Below are 18,481 nucleotides of genomic sequence, written 5' to 3' on the forward strand. Positions count from 1 at the left end.
TCAAATCACATGCCAACAACGCGCGTCTTGTTGTTAATTAAATGTAAAACTATGATTACCAAGCGATAACAAACCAAGTGAGTGGCGTTTGGGCGGATGTATGGTGTGAACACCAATGTTCAAGTGTTCCAAAATGGCACACCCTCACTGTGACAAAATGGTACAGTCATGGAACTTCAACACACTACCAACAGCAATTGGCTTTCCACTTCATGGGATAGAAGTGAGCAAGCCGGTTTAAAACAACGACGTCGGCCAGACGATATTCGTGTAACTTCCGCGTTTCTTGAAGACAGACGCCACCAGCTCAATTTCTTGATCGATAAGGTAAAACAATTCGCTCTGCCTCTGTTTAACCAGTTGTTTACGCACAGCGACAGTCGATTAATACTGACCGATGCAGAAGGCGTAATCATTGGAAGTTGGGGACAACCCAAATTCCGCGAAAAGTTGACTGAGATTGCACTCAGCTCTGGCGCATGCTGGCAAGAAAAGCTCAAAGGTACGAATGCCATTGGTACTGCATTAGTGGAAGCAAAGCCCGTCTCTGTGATTGGTGACCAACACTTCATACAACATCACCGTTTCATCAGTTGCTCGGCAAGCCCTATCTTTGATCATTTGGGTAACTTGATTGGGGTTCTCGACATCACCAGTGAACAAAAGAAGCATGATTTTTCCACGCAAGTCTTAGTGCAAAACATGGTTCAGCAAGTGGAGAACCAACTGCTCAACCAAATCCCTCAAGGCCACATTCGAGTGGATTTAGCCTGTGAGCAAGGTCTACTGAATAGCGGTTGGCAAGGCATCATCATCGCCAATGAAGAGGGTCAGATTCTGGCTCATAACCAAGTTGCCTCACAACTGCTGGATCAAACTAACGTTGTTGGACAGCAACTCGCCTCAATACTCGACAGTTCTTCTAATAATCAATCTTTAGTCTTTAAAACCCAGCCACTATCGGAGCGAAAAGCATCATCTCGTGCCATTTCTGCCTCGAATGACCTGCATTACGGCGATACCACCGTCGAGCACTGCTGGCAGCAAGCCAATCGCGTAATCGACAAAGACATTAGCTTATTGATCCTTGGCGAAACAGGCGTAGGTAAAAATGAGTTCGTTAAAGCTCTGCACAAAAACAGTCAGAGAAAAAACGGACCCTTGGTGTCCGTGAACTGCGGCGCGCTGCCAAAAGACTTGGTCGAATCGGAACTGTTTGGTTATGTCGCAGGTGCCTTCACCGGAGCAAACAACAAAGGCTACCAAGGTAAGATCCGTCAAGCACACAAAGGCATCTTGTTCTTAGATGAAATCGCAGACTTACCATTAGAAGCGCAAAGCCGACTGCTGCATGTGCTCCAAGACAAAACCGTGTTGCCTGTCGGCTCAAACCAGACCATTCAAGTGGATACACAAATCATCGCTGCAACACACAAAGACTTAGAGCGATTAGTCGAACAAGGTGAATTTCGTCAGGATCTTTATTACCGCCTAAACGGACTCATCGTCGAATTGCCTCGTTTCCAAGAGCGTAGCGACAAACAAGCGCTGATTGAGAACATTCATCGTCGTCACGCCGAGTCTGAACAAAGCATTTGCCCTCACCTACTGTCATTAATGTTGGGCTATGGTTGGCCGGGGAATCTGCGGGAGCTCGACAGCTTAATAAAAGTATCAGCCTTGATGGCGCAAGGAGAAGCGCAACTCGAGCTTAGCCACGTACCTAACCATCTTGCCAAAAAGCTGAGCCAAGCAAGCGTTATCGAACAAGTGGATACGTCAAAAACCAGAGACATGCGTACAACTGTGGAAGATAAGCTGGTGAAAACCTACCAAGCAAACCAAGGCAACATCAGTAAAACCTCACGCATGCTGGGTCTGAGCCGCAATACCATTTATCGCAAACTCAAGAGCCTTGGAATGCTAAAATAATGAAATGTGATAGATAAAAAAAGAGCACCTCTTGAGGCGCTCTTCTTATTTTGAAACCTAGCCTTACAGTCCGCCTTCTTGCTGCGCCTGTTTTACTAATGCCTGACGTTGAGTTTCCGTTTCTGAATTCACTTTCTGTTCCTTATGCGTTTCCTGGTCCATATCAGTCGGAATGAAAACAAAGTACTTGTTAAGAGTCATCTTAAGAGCCTCAATTAATAGTGTTAAATCACCTTCTTGGTAAATGTAAACAACACCAGCAAAAACGACTTATGCCGGTTCCTTGTTGTAGGTTTCAAAAAATAGAGGATGTTCGACCATCAAACATCCTCCAAATGCAACCTAATTATAGTGGGAGTTCAAAGGCTTACTTAGCACTCTTTATCACCTTTTTACGCAATCTTAGATTTGATATCGGTATTGGTAAAGCTCTTACTTTGAGCTAACCCTATGTCACAAAAAAGAAAAGAGCGCTTAAGCGCTCTTTGAGTTTCTATAGAGTAAGAATGAAAAAAGGATGCCACTTGGGCATCCTTTTGCTTTTATCCGTTTACTGACTGCGGATTAAACGTCGTAAGTTGTAGACGCTGTGTCGCCGCCTGTACCAGTCCAGTTTGTGTGGAAAAATTCACCACGTGGACGATCCGTACGCTCGTAAGTGTGAGCACCGAAGTAGTCACGTTGAGCTTGAAGCAGGTTTGCTGGTAGACGAGCTGTTGTGTAACCGTCTAGGAAAGATAGCGCAGAAATCGTACATGGCATTGGGATACCAGACTCTAGAGATTTCGCTGCTACTTTACGCCATGCTGCTAGGCTGCCTTGCAGGATGTTTTTGAAGTACTCATCAGAACCTAGGAATGCGATATCTGGGTTTGCTTCGTACGCATCACGGATGTTGCCTAGGAACGCAGAACGGATGATACAACCACCACGCCACATTAGTGCTACGTTACCGTAGTTTAGGTCCCAACCGTTTTCGTTCGATGCTTCGCGCATTAGCATGAAGCCTTGAGCGTAAGAGATGATCTTAGAAGCTAGTAGCGCTTGACGCAGTGCATCAACCCACTCTTGCTTGTCGCCTTCAACTGGAGTGATTGTCTTGCCGAATAGAGATTCCGCTTCAACACGTTGATCTTTCAGTGCAGATAGGCAACGAGAGAACACAGACTCAGAGATAAGCGTTAGAGGAATACCTAGGTCTAGTGCGTTGATACCTGTCCACTTACCAGTACCTTTTTGGCCTGCTGTGTCTAGGATCTTCTCAACTAGAGGCTCGCCGTCTTCATCTTTGTAGCCAAGGATGTCAGCCGTGATTTCAACAAGGTAGCTGTCTAGCTCAGTCTTGTTCCAATCAGCGAATACTGCTTGCATCTCGTCAGCAGACATACCAAGACCGTCTTTCATGAATTGGTAAGCTTCAGTGATAAGCTGCATGTCACCGTATTCGATGCCGTTGTGCACCATCTTAACGAAGTGACCAGCACCGTCGTTACCAACCCAGTCACAACATGGCTCGCCAGCGTCAGTTTTTGCAGAGATACCTTGGAAGATTGGCTTAACCGCTTCCCAAGCTTCAGCCGCGCCGCCAGGCATGATTGAAGGACCAAAACGTGCACCTTCTTCACCACCAGATACACCAGTACCGATGAAGTGAATGCCTTTCTCACGGCAGTGTGCTACGCGACGGTTTGTGTCTGGGTAGTTAGTGTTACCACCGTCAATGATGATGTCGCCTTCGTCTAGAAGCGGGATTAGGTTGTCGATGAACGTGTCAACAACGTCACCTGCACGAACCATAAGCATCACTTTACGTGGCGTTTCTAGCTTCTCTACTAGTTCTTCTAGAGAGTATGCACCGATGATGTTTGTGCCTTTCGCTGGACCTTCCAGGAACTCGTCTACTTTTGCAGCAGTACGGTTGTGAGCCACTACTTTAAAGCCGTGGTCGTTCATGTTAAGGATAAGGTTTTGACCCATTACAGCAAGGCCGATTACACCGATATCACCTTTCATTGTTTCTCTCCAATTGTCTTTTATTCGACCAACGGCCGTATTAAACGATTTTTGCCGCTGCGTCTAAATCTAAATACCATTCCGTCAGACCCGCTTTCGCTTGGATCTTCGCTGCCGGATATGGAAGTACGCGTGCTGGTGAGCTGTTAATCTCTTCGATAATGTCTGCTTTACCAGCGCCAAGTACCAAGTAACTGATGCGCCTCGCTGCTTCTAGTACGCGTGCCGTTTTCGATACACGAATTTGACCAGACTCAGGATGAGAAGCCAACACTGATAGGTTCTCATCATCGTAGTTTGTCTGACCTGGGAACAGTGATGCGGTATGACCATCTGCGCCAACACCAAGCAAGATCCAATCAAACACAGGAGTGCCATTTTCAGTTGGAATCACTTCTGCCATCTCTTTTGCAAAACGCTGTGCTTCTGCTTCTGGCTCTTCTTCACCACGGATGCGGTGGATGTTCTCAGCAGGAATATTCACCTGTGTAAATAGTAGAGCATTCGCTTCGCCATAGTTACTTTCTGCATCATCAGGCGCAACACAGCGCTCATCACCCCACCAGAAGTGTAGGTTTTGCCACTGAATTGACGTCGCGTAAACTTCTGTTGCTAAAAGCTTAAACAGCATTTTTGGTGTGCTGCCGCCAGAGAGAGATATATGAACAGGTCGGCCCATTTCGCTAAACGCTTTCATGTCGTTAGCAAGGCTTTCTACTACCTGCTCTGCTGTTTGGTAGATCTTGTGGTTGATCATAGTTCGCAGTAGTCCGTATCTGTTAGGTTTTTACAAGGGAAACGCCATGCGCGGTTAGCTCGCTGTAGCAAGTCGTCCGCTTCTTTTGGACCCCATGTACCACATGCGTATCCGAATAGCGCTTGTGGGTCTTGCTTGAAATCTAGAATCGGTTGCACGTATTTCCAACACGCTTCAACCGCATCGCTCCGAGCAAATAGCGTTGCATCACCGTTTAGGGCATCAAGAAGTAGACGCTCATAAGCAGTTAGCATTTGGGTTTCTTGCAGATCAGCGTAGTGGAAGTTCATTTTCACTTCCTTCGCTTTAAAGCCTGCGCCCGGCTCTTTCAGACCAAAGCTCATTTGGATGCCTTCGTCTGGCTGAATACGAATAATCAGCTTGTTCTCTGGTGCGTTTTGACCAAACACTGGGTGTGGTGTTTGTTTAAAGTGGATAACCACTTCTGTCACGCGAGTCGGTAGACGCTTACCTGTACGTACGTAGAAAGGCACGCCATTCCAACGCCAGTTGTTGATGTAAGCTTTCAGGCCGATGTAAGTCTCAGTACGAGAATCGTCTGCTACGCCGTTTTCTTCACGGTAACCCGGAAGATGCTGACCACGCACATCCGATGCTGTGTACTGACCCAATACAAGATCATTACGCAGTGCGTTCTCATCCAGTGGTTTCAGACACTGAAGCACTTTCACAACTTCATCACGCATCGCGTCAGCATTGATCTGTGCAGGCGGCTCCATGCCCACCATTGCTAGCACTTGTAGCAGGTGGTTTTGGAACATATCGCGTACTGCACCAGAGCCGTCGTAGTAACCACCACGCTCTTCCACGCCTAAGAATTCTGCGCCTGTGATTTCCACGTAATCAATGAAGTTACGGTTCCATAGCGGCTCAAACATCGCGTTAGAAAAACGTAGGACAAGCAGGTTCTGAACCGTTTCTTTACCTAGGTAGTGGTCGATGCGGTAGATCTGATGCTCTTGGAAGTGCTCGTGGATTTCTTTGTCCAACGTGCGTGCTGATTCAAGGTCGTAACCGAATGGTTTTTCGATGATCAGGCGTTTCCAGCCATCTTCCTCATTGTTCAGACCGTGTGCTGCAAGGCTTGCAGGGATCACGCTGTATAGGCTTGGTGGCGTCGCAAGATAGAAAAGCGTATTACGTTGTTCAAATTGGTATTCGTCTGCTAGTTGGTCTAAACGAGTCGCCAACTTGCTGTAATCTTGTGTGTCAGAAGTATTGATTGCTTGGTAATGCAGGTGGTTGATAAATGCATTAAGCGTTTCTGGCTCGGTTTTCTCCATTTCCTGAAGCGATTTCTTCAGCTTTTCTCTGTAAGAATCGTCGCTGTATTCAGTACGACTAACGCCAAGAATGGCAAAATTCTCTGGAAGCTGTTTGTTCGCATAGAGGTGGTATAGAGCAGGAATCAACTTACGATATGTAAGATCACCTGAAGCACCAAAAATAACGATGCTGCTGTTTTCTGGTATTACCATCATCTTTCCCTTAAAAACGAGGTACTTATTGTGTGCCCGGATACGGCTAAAGGATTGAGCCAACCCTATCAATGGCACCCCAAAATAGAAAATTGGTCTTACCTATTACGTTGATAGGTAAAGCCTATAGACCTAAATCTCTGCAACAACTGAGCACCTTAACCATAGTCAGGATTTCACCAATTACAGCGCATTTAGGACGCTTATGTCTCTAGAGTACAACCTTGCACTCTCTGGAGGAGATTTCCGACACGGGGGCGTATTGTCTACGACTATTTGATTTACATCAACACTTGCTGGTGCAAACGTTTAAATAATTTACACAAATGACAGTAAAACACTGAATATTAAAAAGTAATCATCATTAGACTGAAAGTTATAAAATTTAAGCAAAAACTCTAAATTGGAGAATAATTGCTCAAAATTGCAATCCATTACATAAGTAGTGTGCGTTACGTGGAGTTTACCGTTCAATCGCTTTATTGCTGAGAGTGAGACTTGAGAAGGCTGAACCGAGTTTTCTATCGGTTTGAAGATAAAGAATGAGCAGTATGTGCTAGAAAACAAAACGGTGGCTGAATAATCGCCACCGCCTAATCACCCATTTACACAATTAATATTCGCTGTTTTCATAAACAATGCATATTACCGCGTCACTTTTTTATAGCAGCGCTCTGGTCGCCCTACTGTTCCATAGTTTAAGTCGGCTTCCAGTTCACCTGAGCTAATCAGGTATTCCAGATAGCGTCTCGCCGTCGTGCGGCTAGCACCAATCTTTTCACCCGCTTCATCAGCAGTAAACATCACTTCCCCACCAAATAAAGCGCGTATCTTATCCAGTGTCACACCATCAATGCCTTTGGGTAATCGCTGCGGAGTATTTTCTGCTGAAACACTCGATTGCAGCATCTTATCCACCAGGTTCTGATCCAAGCTTTCTGCCACATCCAATTGTTGGCGCTGAGAAATGTATTTCTGCAATGCTGCTTCTAACCGAGGGAACATCACCGGTTTGAGCAAATAATCGACCACACCGCCCCGCATCGCTTGTTGTAGCGTATCCACATCTCGGGCGGCAGTAATCAAAATCACATCACAGGTTTGATTATTCGTGCGTAGCGTATTAAGGATTTCTAATCCCGTTCCATCAGTTAAATACACGTCCATTAACAGCAAATCTGGCTTAAGCACTTCAAGCTGCATTTCCGCTTCCATGCGCGTTGTAGCAATGCCCACCACTTCTAAACCAGAAAGCTGGCTTAGGTACTTATGGTGAAGCTCTGCAATGGCAATGTCATCCTCAATGATCATGACTCGCGTTGCCGTATTCATACTTGTTCTTCCTTAGGCAAATACACGGTAATTCTCGTTCCATGTTCTGTATTTGGTAGCATCTCAACATAACCGTGATAACGCGTCGCCAGTTGGCTCACAAGATGTAATCCGACGCCTCGGCCTTGGCGAGACTTGGTTGAGATGCCCTTTTTCATGAGCTCTTGAGGCTCAATACTTTCTGGTAGCCCACACCCTTGGTCGACCACCTCTAAAATCACTTCGTTGCCATAATCACTGATGGACACATCAATGCCGCGTCGCTCGAATGCAAAGGTAGATTCCTCGCGAATAGCAGACAAAGTCGCGTCAAATGCGTTATCGACAAGGTTGCCAAGAATGGTTACCAAATCTTCAGCGTTTAGCCATTCAGGTAGCGGTTCTAGGCGGCTGCCTTCTTCTACCATCAACTGTAAACCTAGCTCCCGTGCACGCTCTGTTTTGCCCAAAAGCATGCCAGCAATAAGCGGGTCTTTAATGGTGTCTCGCAAGAACTCGATCATCGCTTGGTAATGCGCGGTTTCTTGCCCAATCAACTGCTGCACCGCCTCTAGCTCACCCATTTGAACCAAACCGCTAATAGTATTGAGCTTATTTCTGTGTTCATGAGTCTGAGAGCGAAGTAAATCGGCATACTCTTTGGTTTGTGAAAGCTGCTCGGTCAGCTCATTGATTTCATCACGCAGACGAAAACTCGATACTGCGCCAACGATTTTGCCATCCACAAAGATCGGCGAACGGTTCGCAATAAGGCGCTTATGATTAAGGAATATTTCGATGTCGTGATCTTCTTGCCCGGTTTCCAACACCGTATACAAATCACTGTCACGAAGGGTATCCGTTAATGGCTTATTAAGCGCGGCGCCTCTATCCATGCCTAGAATCTGACAAGCACTGCGGTTGATAGAGCGCAGCACACCTTGAGCATCAATACTCAGCACGCCCTCTTTAATTGTGCTCATGGTCACGTCGAGCTCACCATATAAGCGGCCAATCTCTTCTGGTTCGAATCCCAAGATAGAACGTTGGAATTTACGAGAAGCGTAGTTGGAGACAATGGCATTAGCCGCCACCACCGCGAGTGCCATTAAGATCAAGAATGCGAGAAACGGTTCAATGCGGTCTTGCAAACGCTCCAGTAAGTAGCCGACCGACACTACACCGACGATGTTGCCATCCTGATCGACGATCGCCGCTTTACCACGCACGGAATAGCCCAAAGAGCCTTGGGCCGTTGAGATATACGATTCCCCTTCCACCAGCGCTCTTTGGTTGTCACCGCCTTTCATCGGCTTGCCAATGCGCTCGTCGATAGGATGAATCAATCGCACGCCATCTTTATCGCCAATCACAATGAATGCCGCGCCAATCGCTTCGGTCATTTCACGAAAACGTGCTTGGTACGGCTCGGCGTTTTTCGACTCAATCATCTCTAACACAATGTGCGAAGTAGACAAGAAACGTGCGATGCCCAAGGCTTTCTCACCCATTTCCTGCTCTTGGTCGAATTTAAGGTAAGTAAAACCTGCAGCAACGAGAATGAGCAGCTCGATCAAACCCGACAGCGTCATAATGATGAGCATACGCTTACGAAAGCTGATCGTTTTCCAACTCATTGGCATCCCTTTTCTTTACTGCTGATCCACGTCACTGTGGTGATGTCCCTAAATTAACACCGACTTAATAACGACGCTTTTAATAAATGACAATTCTGTGAACGGACGAATTGAACTGGTCAGCACACGGTTAATTCGTAAACGCTTTGAATAAGTGGCGGCATAGACTCAACATCCAACGAAAATCGCGGTAAAATCTCGCCCACTCTTAAATTCCAAAAGATGACCGATGAGAAAGATCTACGTGACAGAAGGCGATAAGAACGCCAAAAAACAAAAGCTCGCCTACCCGAAGCTTGCATTGTGCGACAAGTGTGTAAAAGATTACGTCATCATCAGCGAAGGAGAACGCACTTATGAAGAGTGCGCGAAATGCGGAGCTGATGACTAAGCCAAAGTCACCTCTCTAGATAGATTTGTTTCCAGTTGAGGCAAGCCTCTCTCTTGCCTCATGTTCATGCTCCTCACCACATCAAGCCTTCGACTCTTCAGCTTATTTATAACTGCGGTGAAATATAAAAAACGCATCCTATCACCCGCTAAATAATGTTGTAATTTATTCAACATCATACATAAATTGCCATCTAAACCTTGAGCACGATCACACCAAATTTAGCGGTTTTTGAGGCGTTTTTAGACTTTCCGTCGTATACTTTTTAGTCAAGAAGCCACCGAGAGCTTTGAACAAAGAAAGCAGCTAATTGGAAGTCTATTTAACGCTCAACACTTGCGTCAGAAAATTTGAAGACACATTGATAAAAATACAAATACTGACCATAGGACAAACACTTAGACACCATCTGCACTGAGATAACTATAAACAGAGGTGCTTTTATAGTTAGAAGGAACACCAAAACATGGAACGCGATACATTTGGAATTTGCCTGAATAAGGCCATGCTGTCAGAGAATATGTATTCAACGTTTACGCACGTCAGAGCTTATGAAAAGAGTGATGCGAGCCCCGCAGACCTTAAGGTGCTATTATCATTCCCACAAATGAGCGGTAAAGACCTACTGAATACGATGCGAGGTTCTCGCCAGCTTGAGTGGAGAGCAGAATTTCACTGCCCTTCCATGAAGTGAATCACCAGAAACAACGTCATAAACGCTGCGCCCAGCTATGCCACTCTTAATTGGGCGCAACATTTTTCCAACATTTCTTTTCTTCAAGCACTTAACACATTCCAATGAATACTTTATATTAGAGCTAATACTCTAAAAGCACAGTAGCCACTATGAAAAACACCGGAAAACTCTGGATTTTGGGCCTTCTCAGCAGCTCAATTTCTCTTGCTTGTCACTCGGCTCCTATCACATTTGATGATGCATGGAATTTGTTGTTAGAAAACAACTATTCCCTTAAAGCACAACGTGCCAACGTTGAAAGCTATGAATACCAGCAAAGCGCGACCGATAACCTCAATATGCCGCAAGTCAGTATTGGTGCGAACTACACACGTTTAGACACCGATGTGGCGGTTTCTGGTCAGCAATTGCTAGACAGTACTGGAGCACACATTACGTTGCCTCCTCTTTTTAATGTCACTTCTACCATTACTGAGCGCGACATCTTCTCTTCTTCTATTCGCGCTATCTGGCCAATTTTTACTGGTGGACGAATCAACGCAGCACAAGCCGCAGCGGAAGGTAAAACGGATGAAGCCAAAAGCCAGCTCGCAATGGAGCAGCAAGCGCGCTTTGAGGATCTCTCTAAATACTACTTTTCTGTCGTGCTCGCCAAAGAAGTATTGGCAACGCGCCAAGCAGTAGAAAAAGGCTTAACCAAACACCGTGACTTTGCCATTAAGATGGAAGAACAAGGCCAAATCGCCCGAGTTGAGCGCCTTCAAGCTGAAGCTTCACTAGACAAAGCCAAGGTCGAGACGCGTAAAGCGGCCAGTGACCTAAGTATCGCACAAGCGGCTCTAGGCAAAATCTTAGCGCAGAACGATGCCGTCGAACCTTCAGAAACCCTATTCATTAACAACAATCTACCGCCGTTGAGCGCGTTTGTTGATCAAACCCTGCTGACCTACCCAGGCTTAGATTTGTTGGATGCCAAACACAAGCAAGCATCGAGCTTAATCAAAGCTGAAAAAGGCAAATATTACCCAGAAGTTTACCTCTACGGTGATTACAGCCTGTATGAAGACGATTCCCTTGCCAGCCAAATGAAACCAGATTGGTTAGTGGGTGTTGGCGTGAACATCCCACTGATCGAGTCCACTGGCCGCAGCGAAAAAGTCAAAGCCGCGCAAAGCATGGTCACGCAGGTTGACGCACTCAAATCGCAAGCGAAACAAGACTTGTCCCTTCTGGTACAAAAAACCTACCTAGAAGCCCAGCAAGCCATTGATGAAGTGCAAGGTCTGGATTCCAGTATTGCACTGGCCGATGAAAACCTTCGCCTACGCGAGAAAGCGTTCACTCAAGGCCTATCTTCATCTTTAGATGTGGTCGACGCGCAACTGTATGTCGCTAGTGTAGAGACACAGCAATCAGCAGCACGTTTCCGTTATCTGATTTCTTTAACCAAACTATTAGCACTAAGCAGCGAAATGAACAGCTTCGCTCAATACCAACACACTGCTTACGTTCCAGCATCCACATCCAAAGAGGCAAAATAAGTCATGGCAGCAAAATCTCTAAAACCCGCTCTACTATCACTGTGTGCTTTGGGTGTCGCTTCTTGGGTTGGTTACCAGTTCTACCAAGCGTATCAACCGGAACCAGCACGTTTACAAGGTTTGATTGAAGCGCAGCAATACAGCATCTCTTCTAAAGTCCCTGGTCGTATTGATGAAGTTATGGTGCGCAAAGGCGATGATGTAGAAAAAGGTCAGTTGATCTTTACTCTTCACAGCCCAGAAATCGAAGCAAAGCTAGAACAAGCGAAGGCGGGTGAAAAAGCCGCTGGCGCCTTGGCGTTAGAAGCAGAAAAAGGCGCGCGTGAGCAACAAATCCAAGCTGCAAAAGACCAATGGTTGAAAGCAAAAGCAGCTGCTAATTTGATGGAAAAAACTTACCAGCGCGTAAATAACCTCTACAAAGATGGCGTAGTCGCAGAGCAAAAACGCGATGAAGCCATGACGCAATGGCAAGCTTCGAAATACACCGAAAGCGCAGCGTTCCAAATGTACAACATGGCAAAAGAAGGGGCGCGTAGCGAAACTAAAGTCGCAGCAGCAGAAAAAGCACGCATGGCAGCAGGCGCAGTAGCCGAAGTAGAAGCTTACGCAAAAGACACACAAATCTACAGCTGGTTTGATGGTGAAGTTTCTCAAGTTCTACTGCAAAGTGGCGAACTGGCACCTCAAGGCTTCCCGGTTGTGACGGTGATTGATACTCAAGATTCTTGGGCAACACTGAACGTACGCGAAGACTTACTTAAGCACTTCACCAAAGGCACCACATTCAAAGCTTACCTACCTGCACTGGACAAAGATCTTGAGTTTAAAGTGACTCACGTTGCGGTAATGGGTGATTTTGCAACTTGGCGTGCAACAGACGCATCGAAAGGTTTTGATCTTCGTACCTTCGAAGTCGAAGCTCGCCCTACCCAACCAGAGCCTGAGCTTCGAATGGGCATGAGCGTTATGGTTGAGCTGTAATCGCGTTGGTTTAAAACTATGACGATTCAAATCTCACAACGACAAATCCTGCGACGCGATAAATGGCTATTCTCTTGCCTAACGTGGGTGCCAATCTTATTAGCCGTCACTATGTGGGGCGTTTTCTCGGCAGGCATTGCCAGAGATCTCCCAATAGGTGTGGTTGATTTGCAGCACTCACAATTGTCACGCAAGATGATTCAATCTCTTGATGCCTCTTCTACTCTTTCTGTCGATTACCACTACACCAGTGCAACAGAAGCGAAGAACGCGATGATTGAGGGTGACATCTACGCTTACGCCGTGATCCCGCCTCAGTTTGACCAAGACATTCTTTTGCATCGCCAACCGCAGTTATCGGTCTTCTTCAACAGCCAATACATTTTGGTCGCGAAACTGATTAACTCTGCGGTTGCGCAATCTCAAGGCTATTTTGATGCTCAGCTCGAAGCCATGGGTAATCTAGCAAAAGGCAATACCACAACATTGGCCGCCGTTGGTCAAGCAGTGCCGATTTCGACTCAGATTACGGCCTTGTTTAACCGTAACACCAACTACGCTCAGTTCTTGGTGACAGCGATTGTTCCAGCGATCTGGCAAATCTGTGTCGTGGTCAGCACTATTTTGATCCTCGCAGCGCATTTTCGTATTTATGGAAATGGCAACAACAGCTTCGCGTTCTTAGGCGATCGCCCTTTCACTCGATTAAGCAAAATCCTTGGCCAATATATCCCATTATTTATGGCACAAGGCGCACTGTTCTTAATCTGGTTTTATGTGCTGCTGGATTGGCCGATGGAAGGCAGTTACGTAGTGATGCTCTTAGCGCAGTTCGTAACGACCATCGCGTGCATCATCATGGGCTCCTTGTTCTTCTTCCTATCGATGGATCCTGCACGCGCGATGAGCTTTGCTGGCGCATTTACCGCACCGAGCTTCGCGTTTATGGGGATTACCTTCCCGGTTTCAGACATGAATGCTCTCGCCCATGCATGGAGAGGATTGCTGCCAATTACGCATTACATCGAAGTTCAGGTAGATCAAGCAAGCTACGGTGCAAGTGCCGCGCAATCTATTGGCTCACTCTGGCCAATGATTGGGTACATTATCCCGCTCTTAATGACAGCTGCGTTGATGGCAAAACATCGCAACACAGCGTTGAAGAATATCGCGTCTTCAACAAGTAGCAAACAGGAGGCTGTATGACACTGTGGCAACTGATTAAAACAGAGCTTCGCTCAGTGATGACCAATCCTGTCGTGGTACTGACTGTCTTTGGTGGCGTGGTGTTTTACTCCTTCTTATACCCACTCCCATACGCGCAACAGACACCGAGAGAACAGCCGATTGCGATTGTAAATCTCGATGGTAGCCAAACCAGCTTGAAGCTTGAACGTATGGTAGACGCGACGCCACAAGTCAAAGTCGTGACTCGCCTGCACACCATTGCCGATGCAAAACAAGCGTTCTTAAACCGTGAGATCACTGGCTTCTTGGTAATTCCAGAACACTTCTACAAAGACTTGATGCTTGGCAGCAGCCCTACTTTGGCGTATGCCGCGGATGCTTCTTACTTTTTGGTGTACGGCACCGTAGTAGAAGGCCTTGCCACCGCAGGGGGAGCTCTTGGCGCAGAAGTAAAAGTGAGCAAGATGGTGATTGATGGTGTGCCACTAAGTATGGCCAGCCATGATTACTCCGCGATTAAGCTGAACATGAAGCCAACCTTCAACCCAACCATGGGCTACATCGAATACGTGGTGCCTGCGGTGTTTGTGTTGATTCTTCAACAAACGTTGATCATGGCAATTGGTTTGCAGACCGGTACTCAACGCCATGGTCGCGGCTATTGGTCGCAAGTACCAACGGGCGCTTTGCTGTTCGCCAGAACCTTAGTCTTCGTCGCTATTTACTACCTGCTTAGCGCTTACTACTTTGGCTTTAGCTTCGAGCGCTTGAACGTCAACCATATAGCCAACGCAGGTGAGCTACTGACCTTGCTGTTGCCATTCTTGCTTGGTTGTTGTGGTTTAGGTTTGTGGCTCGGTTACTTGTTACCAAGACGCGAGCTGGTGACATTGGTCGTACTGGTTAGCTCAATGCCATTGATCTTCTTGGCAGGATTTATTTGGCCAGTTGAATCGATCCCTGCCCCGCTGCTTTGGTTTGCAGATTTAAGCCCGAGCACATGGGCAATCAAAGGCTTTTTAGCACTCAACCAAATGGGCGCAACGTGGCAACAAGTGGCTAAACACTGGACCGCACTTTGGGTGCTTACAGTTCTTTGGGGCGGCGTTGCTTACTGGATCGCCAAACGCAATACCAAACCAGTAGTAACAGAAAGCTTAGGGTAACGGCTGTTTATCCAATAAAACAAAGGGGCTCATGTAGCCCCTTTTTGTTTGCTCGGATATTTTAATGTGAAAGTTGAGCTGAAGAGTGGCTGGCTCGTTTTAGACATATTGCAAGTGTTCGATTTTGCTAATTTAGCAAAGTTCAAATAACTTGAGTGATGGCAAAATTGTTGCAGAGAGCTACTATAATGAGTATTACCGCATTAGCATAATGGGAAGATTAGTTGGGTTTGCACTAAAAATTATGTCAAAAAAACTATTAAACCTCATTTCTTCCTGAGCAAGTTTTTCAAATTTACCAGTTATAGTTTTAACTAAAACAATTGCAACATAATCATTACTATATTTGACTCTATCTTCAACAGAGATAAGTTATTCGATACATAGAATTACCTTTAACAATCCTCTGGCATAAGCAATGCTTACGGATGTTAAGTCACGATCAAAATCGGCTCAACCTTATAGAACCAGTAGAAGGTCAATCATGAATCAACACCTAAAAGGCTCAATATTACTCCTCAGTGCATTTTCTTTTAGCTGTTTAGCAAGTACAACCTGTAACTCACTTGCTGGCTGTGAGAGAAAGTTATGTGAGATAGAGTATCAAATCGAAAAAGCTAAGCAATATAACCATCAATACAAAGTCGACGGTCTGACCACGGCTTTGAAAGCTGAAAAAGAAAACTGCACCAACCAAGGGTTGAAAGACGAGATCCTCAATAAAATTGAAGATAAAGAAGAAGATATAGTTGAATACCAAGCCGACTTAAAAAGAGCCGAAACAGAAAACAGGTCGGATAAGGTTAGCAAGTATGAACGCAAAATAAAGGAAAAGCAGCGTGAAATTGATGCCTTAAAGCAAGAACTATCTAAAATCCCTTAAACTAAAGTTGAGCAGTTCGAAGTTATTTTAATTAATAGCAAAAACAGTCTTACTCATACGTATGACAATTCACCACTCCTGCTGCTTTATAAGTTGCTGCGTACCAGTAGGTACATTCTTGAAGGCTTGAGCCCAGCACAGTGAAAGTTGCACATGGATTCTTAGAGGGGTTCTACAGTAACGCATGTTGTCTACTCGACAAAGGTGTGTTTGCCATAATCAAATGTATGTAGATGGACAGTTACGATTATCTGCCCGTCAGCACAAAACTGGACACAAGTTAGCTTGAAAAACCTCTAGCCTGTGTTGTAGTTATTAGAAAAAGTATCTTGAAGCCTTAAACACTTGTTAGGAGTTTTATTCATAGCGTTCACAATCTTTCGGTATGTCTATATATGTTTCATTTGCCCTCCAGTCCTGAGTCCGAGGGTCAAAGTAAAGCTCATACGTTGAGACGCTGTTATATGTACCCGATGTTATCTGATTTCCAATAGTAACTATATTTGGCTCTGAAATAGTGAAAATCCAAACATTGTCACCTGACACTAACTCAAGTCGACTATCAGAAACAAACGAAGCCTCTTCTGTAGAAAAGAACTCTCTAGGATAACTTTCACAATACCACTTTAAATTCTGACCATAAGAGCTATAGACAGTTCTCATGTTGAATTTCTCGTACAAATCTTTTGTGGTTACTTGCTCTGCTCCGTTAGAGCTGAATGCAAACAATGTTAAAGCGACACTAAAAATCAATTTCATGCGCAAACTCCTAACGCCCTGTTAAGGTGTGAGCAACGCAATACCGAAGCTTCCGCATACCACCTTAACCACTAAAACCACCGCATAGTAAAAATGCCACGCGTTGCGAATCACTCTTAAACAGATTGTTAGGTATATTTATTCAACCTATTTTGAAGTTCTTTTACTAACTTGTCTCGCCCTCTGGTCGACGCACGTGCCCGAATCTTTTGAATCTCCTTTTCCAATAAGTGCTTTGCTTTGACTTTCCTAACACTTGAGTCATGTATCAAATACCGTCGAAAAGCAAAAACCTCATCATGCAGCTTTGTCCACTCCTTAACTCTCTTTTTGGACGGAACTTTAATCGTTGGTCCCAGAAAGTACATCAAAGATCCACAGTGTTGACATTTAGTAACAGTGCTTTTTTCCCCGATAGATTCAGGTTTATCATATGTAGCTCTCCGCCATGTTGGGCGACGAGCTACCACCCTACAGTTAAAACATACGCAATTTCCGAAACATGCCATTTTATTATACCTAACGCCCTGTTAAGGTGTGAGCAACGCAATACCTGTGCTTCCGCATACCACCTTAACCACTAAAACTAACGCATAGTCAAAGTGCCACGCGTGCCGAATCACTCTTGAACAATTGTTAGCTTTCTAGCCAACGAAGTACGCTGAATCATTTTCTGCAAATAAACAATCCAACGGGTACGGCAGCTCAAGTCTTGGCATATTACCTTTTGAAAACCATTTAAGGCATACCGTTTCGTCATCGAGTGCGGATTGAGCACAACTTTCTACTACACATTTGAACATGATGACTGTGTATTCAACTTGATCACCATTTGGGTATGTAAAACCAAAACCCTCACCGCCGAATACACCAAGTAGGCAATCTACTTTTACAGCCAAACCTGTTTCCTCGCGGACTTCCCTGGTCAATGCTTGCACTGGCGACTCTTGAGGTTCAATCATTCCGGCAGGAAGGCTCCATGTGCCATCTGATTTTTGCTGAAGTAGTAGCTCTTTATTTTCATTTAAAATGACACCCGCAACGCCGGGGATAAGAAGTGGCATCGTTCCAATCTTAGAACGAACCTCTTTGATATAGTCACTTGCGCTCAATTTTCCTCCTTGAAAGCTAACGCCAGCTTCAGCGGCCCCTAATACGAAGCGGGTTTTGTGTTATTGTTTAAGCGCAGCGAGTTAACACCAAAACCGAGCAGTGTTTGGGGTCAGACTGGAAGCACTTGTTAGTTTTCTCTTTCAACCAGCCTCTTCATAGCTGCCTCAGAAAACCGCCTAACCCTAGCATGCGACAACGTATCAGCACCTAACGCATCGTAGAAACCGTTGCTCATTGAGTTGTTTTTAACCACATACCATTCGAGTCGTGAGCATCCAGCTTCTAGCGCTATTTTAGATAGTTGACCTAGAGCCTTAGTAGCAATACCACCACGACGAAACTCGGGCTTAATGTAGATCGCTTGCATGTACATTTCGCGTGTACCCAGAAAGGTTGCAAATTTCCAACTATGGATGATAAACCCAGCGATTATTTCATCACATAAAATTAGCTTTGCGAAAGCAATAGGTTGTTCCGAGTAAATATTGGTTAAAAGCGCATCTTTTCCTATTGATACATTTTTTACTCCATCACTCTCAGCGAGAAGCCGGATAAGTGAAAGAATAATATCGACATCGTCAGATGTACTTTCTATAACTTTGACTCTCAA

At 45.4% G+C, this 18,481-nt stretch carries 17 protein-coding genes; 8 read left to right on the forward strand and 9 right to left on the reverse strand.

What is annotated here, in order from left to right; genetic code table 11:
* Positions 1–168 precede the first annotated feature (168 nt).
* Complete coding sequence (locus A8140_RS08440; RefSeq protein WP_005531007.1) at positions 169–1,932, forward strand: sigma-54-dependent Fis family transcriptional regulator; 1,764 nt, start codon at positions 169–171, stop codon at positions 1,930–1,932.
* 63 nt (positions 1,933–1,995) lie between these two features.
* Here A8140_RS08440 and A8140_RS25360 read toward each other — a convergent pair whose 3' ends face one another.
* From A8140_RS25360 to A8140_RS08465, 6 genes are all read right to left on the reverse strand, one after another.
* On the reverse strand, positions 1,996–2,133 hold the full coding sequence (locus tag A8140_RS25360) for a hypothetical protein (protein WP_005531008.1): 138 nt from the start codon (positions 2,131–2,133) through the stop codon (positions 1,996–1,998).
* Positions 2,134–2,496: 363 nt separating this feature from the next.
* Positions 2,497–3,945: a decarboxylating NADP(+)-dependent phosphogluconate dehydrogenase gene (gnd, locus tag A8140_RS08445; protein ID WP_005531010.1), complete on the reverse strand. Its 1,449-nt coding sequence runs from the start codon at positions 3,943–3,945 to the stop codon at positions 2,497–2,499.
* A gap of 40 nt (positions 3,946–3,985) precedes the next feature.
* Entirely contained in the window at positions 3,986–4,702 is a 717-nt protein-coding gene (gene pgl, locus A8140_RS08450; protein WP_005531011.1) for a 6-phosphogluconolactonase, read from the reverse strand.
* Complete coding sequence (zwf, locus tag A8140_RS08455; protein WP_005426592.1) at positions 4,699–6,201, reverse strand: glucose-6-phosphate dehydrogenase; 1,503 nt, start codon at positions 6,199–6,201, stop codon at positions 4,699–4,701. Before zwf ends, pgl begins: the two co-directional genes overlap by 4 nt.
* A gap of 645 nt (positions 6,202–6,846) precedes the next feature.
* Positions 6,847–7,533, reverse strand: a complete 687-nt coding sequence (locus tag A8140_RS08460; protein WP_005531012.1) for a response regulator — start codon at positions 7,531–7,533, stop codon at positions 6,847–6,849.
* On the reverse strand, positions 7,530–9,149 hold the full coding sequence (locus A8140_RS08465) for a sensor histidine kinase (RefSeq protein WP_005531013.1): 1,620 nt from the start codon (positions 9,147–9,149) through the stop codon (positions 7,530–7,532). Before A8140_RS08465 ends, A8140_RS08460 begins: the two co-directional genes overlap by 4 nt.
* A 229-nt stretch (positions 9,150–9,378) precedes the next feature.
* Between A8140_RS08465 and A8140_RS25365 the strand changes: the two genes are divergently transcribed.
* The 7 genes from A8140_RS25365 to A8140_RS08505 all read left to right on the forward strand — a co-directional run bounded on the left by A8140_RS25365 (position 9,379) and on the right by A8140_RS08505 (position 15,999).
* Positions 9,379–9,540, forward strand: coding sequence for a hypothetical protein (locus A8140_RS25365; RefSeq protein WP_005434038.1), 162 nt, complete (start codon positions 9,379–9,381; stop codon positions 9,538–9,540).
* Between the two features lie 466 nt (positions 9,541–10,006).
* Positions 10,007–10,234, forward strand: coding sequence for a hypothetical protein (locus A8140_RS08480; protein WP_005531015.1), 228 nt, complete (start codon positions 10,007–10,009; stop codon positions 10,232–10,234).
* 152 nt (positions 10,235–10,386) lie between these two features.
* Positions 10,387–11,778 carry a TolC family protein gene (locus A8140_RS08485; protein ID WP_005531016.1) on the forward strand — a complete coding sequence of 464 codons (1,392 nt, stop codon included), beginning with the start codon at positions 10,387–10,389 and terminating at the stop codon, positions 11,776–11,778.
* A 3-nt stretch (positions 11,779–11,781) separates the two neighbouring features.
* Complete coding sequence (locus tag A8140_RS08490; RefSeq protein WP_005531017.1) at positions 11,782–12,762, forward strand: HlyD family secretion protein; 981 nt, start codon at positions 11,782–11,784, stop codon at positions 12,760–12,762.
* A gap of 18 nt (positions 12,763–12,780) precedes the next feature.
* On the forward strand, positions 12,781–13,968 hold the full coding sequence (locus A8140_RS08495) for an ABC transporter permease (protein WP_005531018.1): 1,188 nt from the start codon (positions 12,781–12,783) through the stop codon (positions 13,966–13,968).
* Entirely contained in the window at positions 13,965–15,116 is a 1,152-nt protein-coding gene (locus A8140_RS08500) for an ABC transporter permease (RefSeq protein WP_005531019.1), read from the forward strand. The genes A8140_RS08495 and A8140_RS08500 overlap by 4 nt, the downstream gene beginning before the upstream one ends.
* 484 nt (positions 15,117–15,600) lie before the next feature.
* Complete coding sequence (locus A8140_RS08505; protein WP_005531020.1) at positions 15,601–15,999, forward strand: DUF1090 domain-containing protein; 399 nt, start codon at positions 15,601–15,603, stop codon at positions 15,997–15,999.
* A 357-nt stretch (positions 16,000–16,356) separates the two neighbouring features.
* On the opposite strand, the gene A8140_RS08510 is transcribed toward A8140_RS08505, so the two are convergent.
* The 3 genes from A8140_RS08510 to A8140_RS08535 form a co-directional block, all read right to left on the reverse strand.
* Positions 16,357–16,758 (reverse strand): hypothetical protein, encoded by a 402-nt coding sequence (locus tag A8140_RS08510; RefSeq protein WP_005531021.1) that lies wholly within the window; start codon positions 16,756–16,758, stop codon positions 16,357–16,359.
* 644 nt (positions 16,759–17,402) lie between these two features.
* Positions 17,403–17,870 carry an NUDIX domain-containing protein gene (locus A8140_RS08530; RefSeq protein ID WP_005531025.1) on the reverse strand — a complete coding sequence of 156 codons (468 nt, stop codon included), beginning with the start codon at positions 17,868–17,870 and terminating at the stop codon, positions 17,403–17,405.
* A 128-nt stretch (positions 17,871–17,998) separates the two neighbouring features.
* Complete coding sequence (locus tag A8140_RS08535) at positions 17,999–18,481, reverse strand: GNAT family N-acetyltransferase (RefSeq protein ID WP_005531028.1); 483 nt, start codon at positions 18,479–18,481, stop codon at positions 17,999–18,001.

The organism is Vibrio campbellii CAIM 519 = NBRC 15631 = ATCC 25920, from assembly GCF_002163755.1.
GTDB classification, from domain to species: Bacteria; Pseudomonadota; Gammaproteobacteria; order Enterobacterales; family Vibrionaceae; genus Vibrio; species Vibrio campbellii.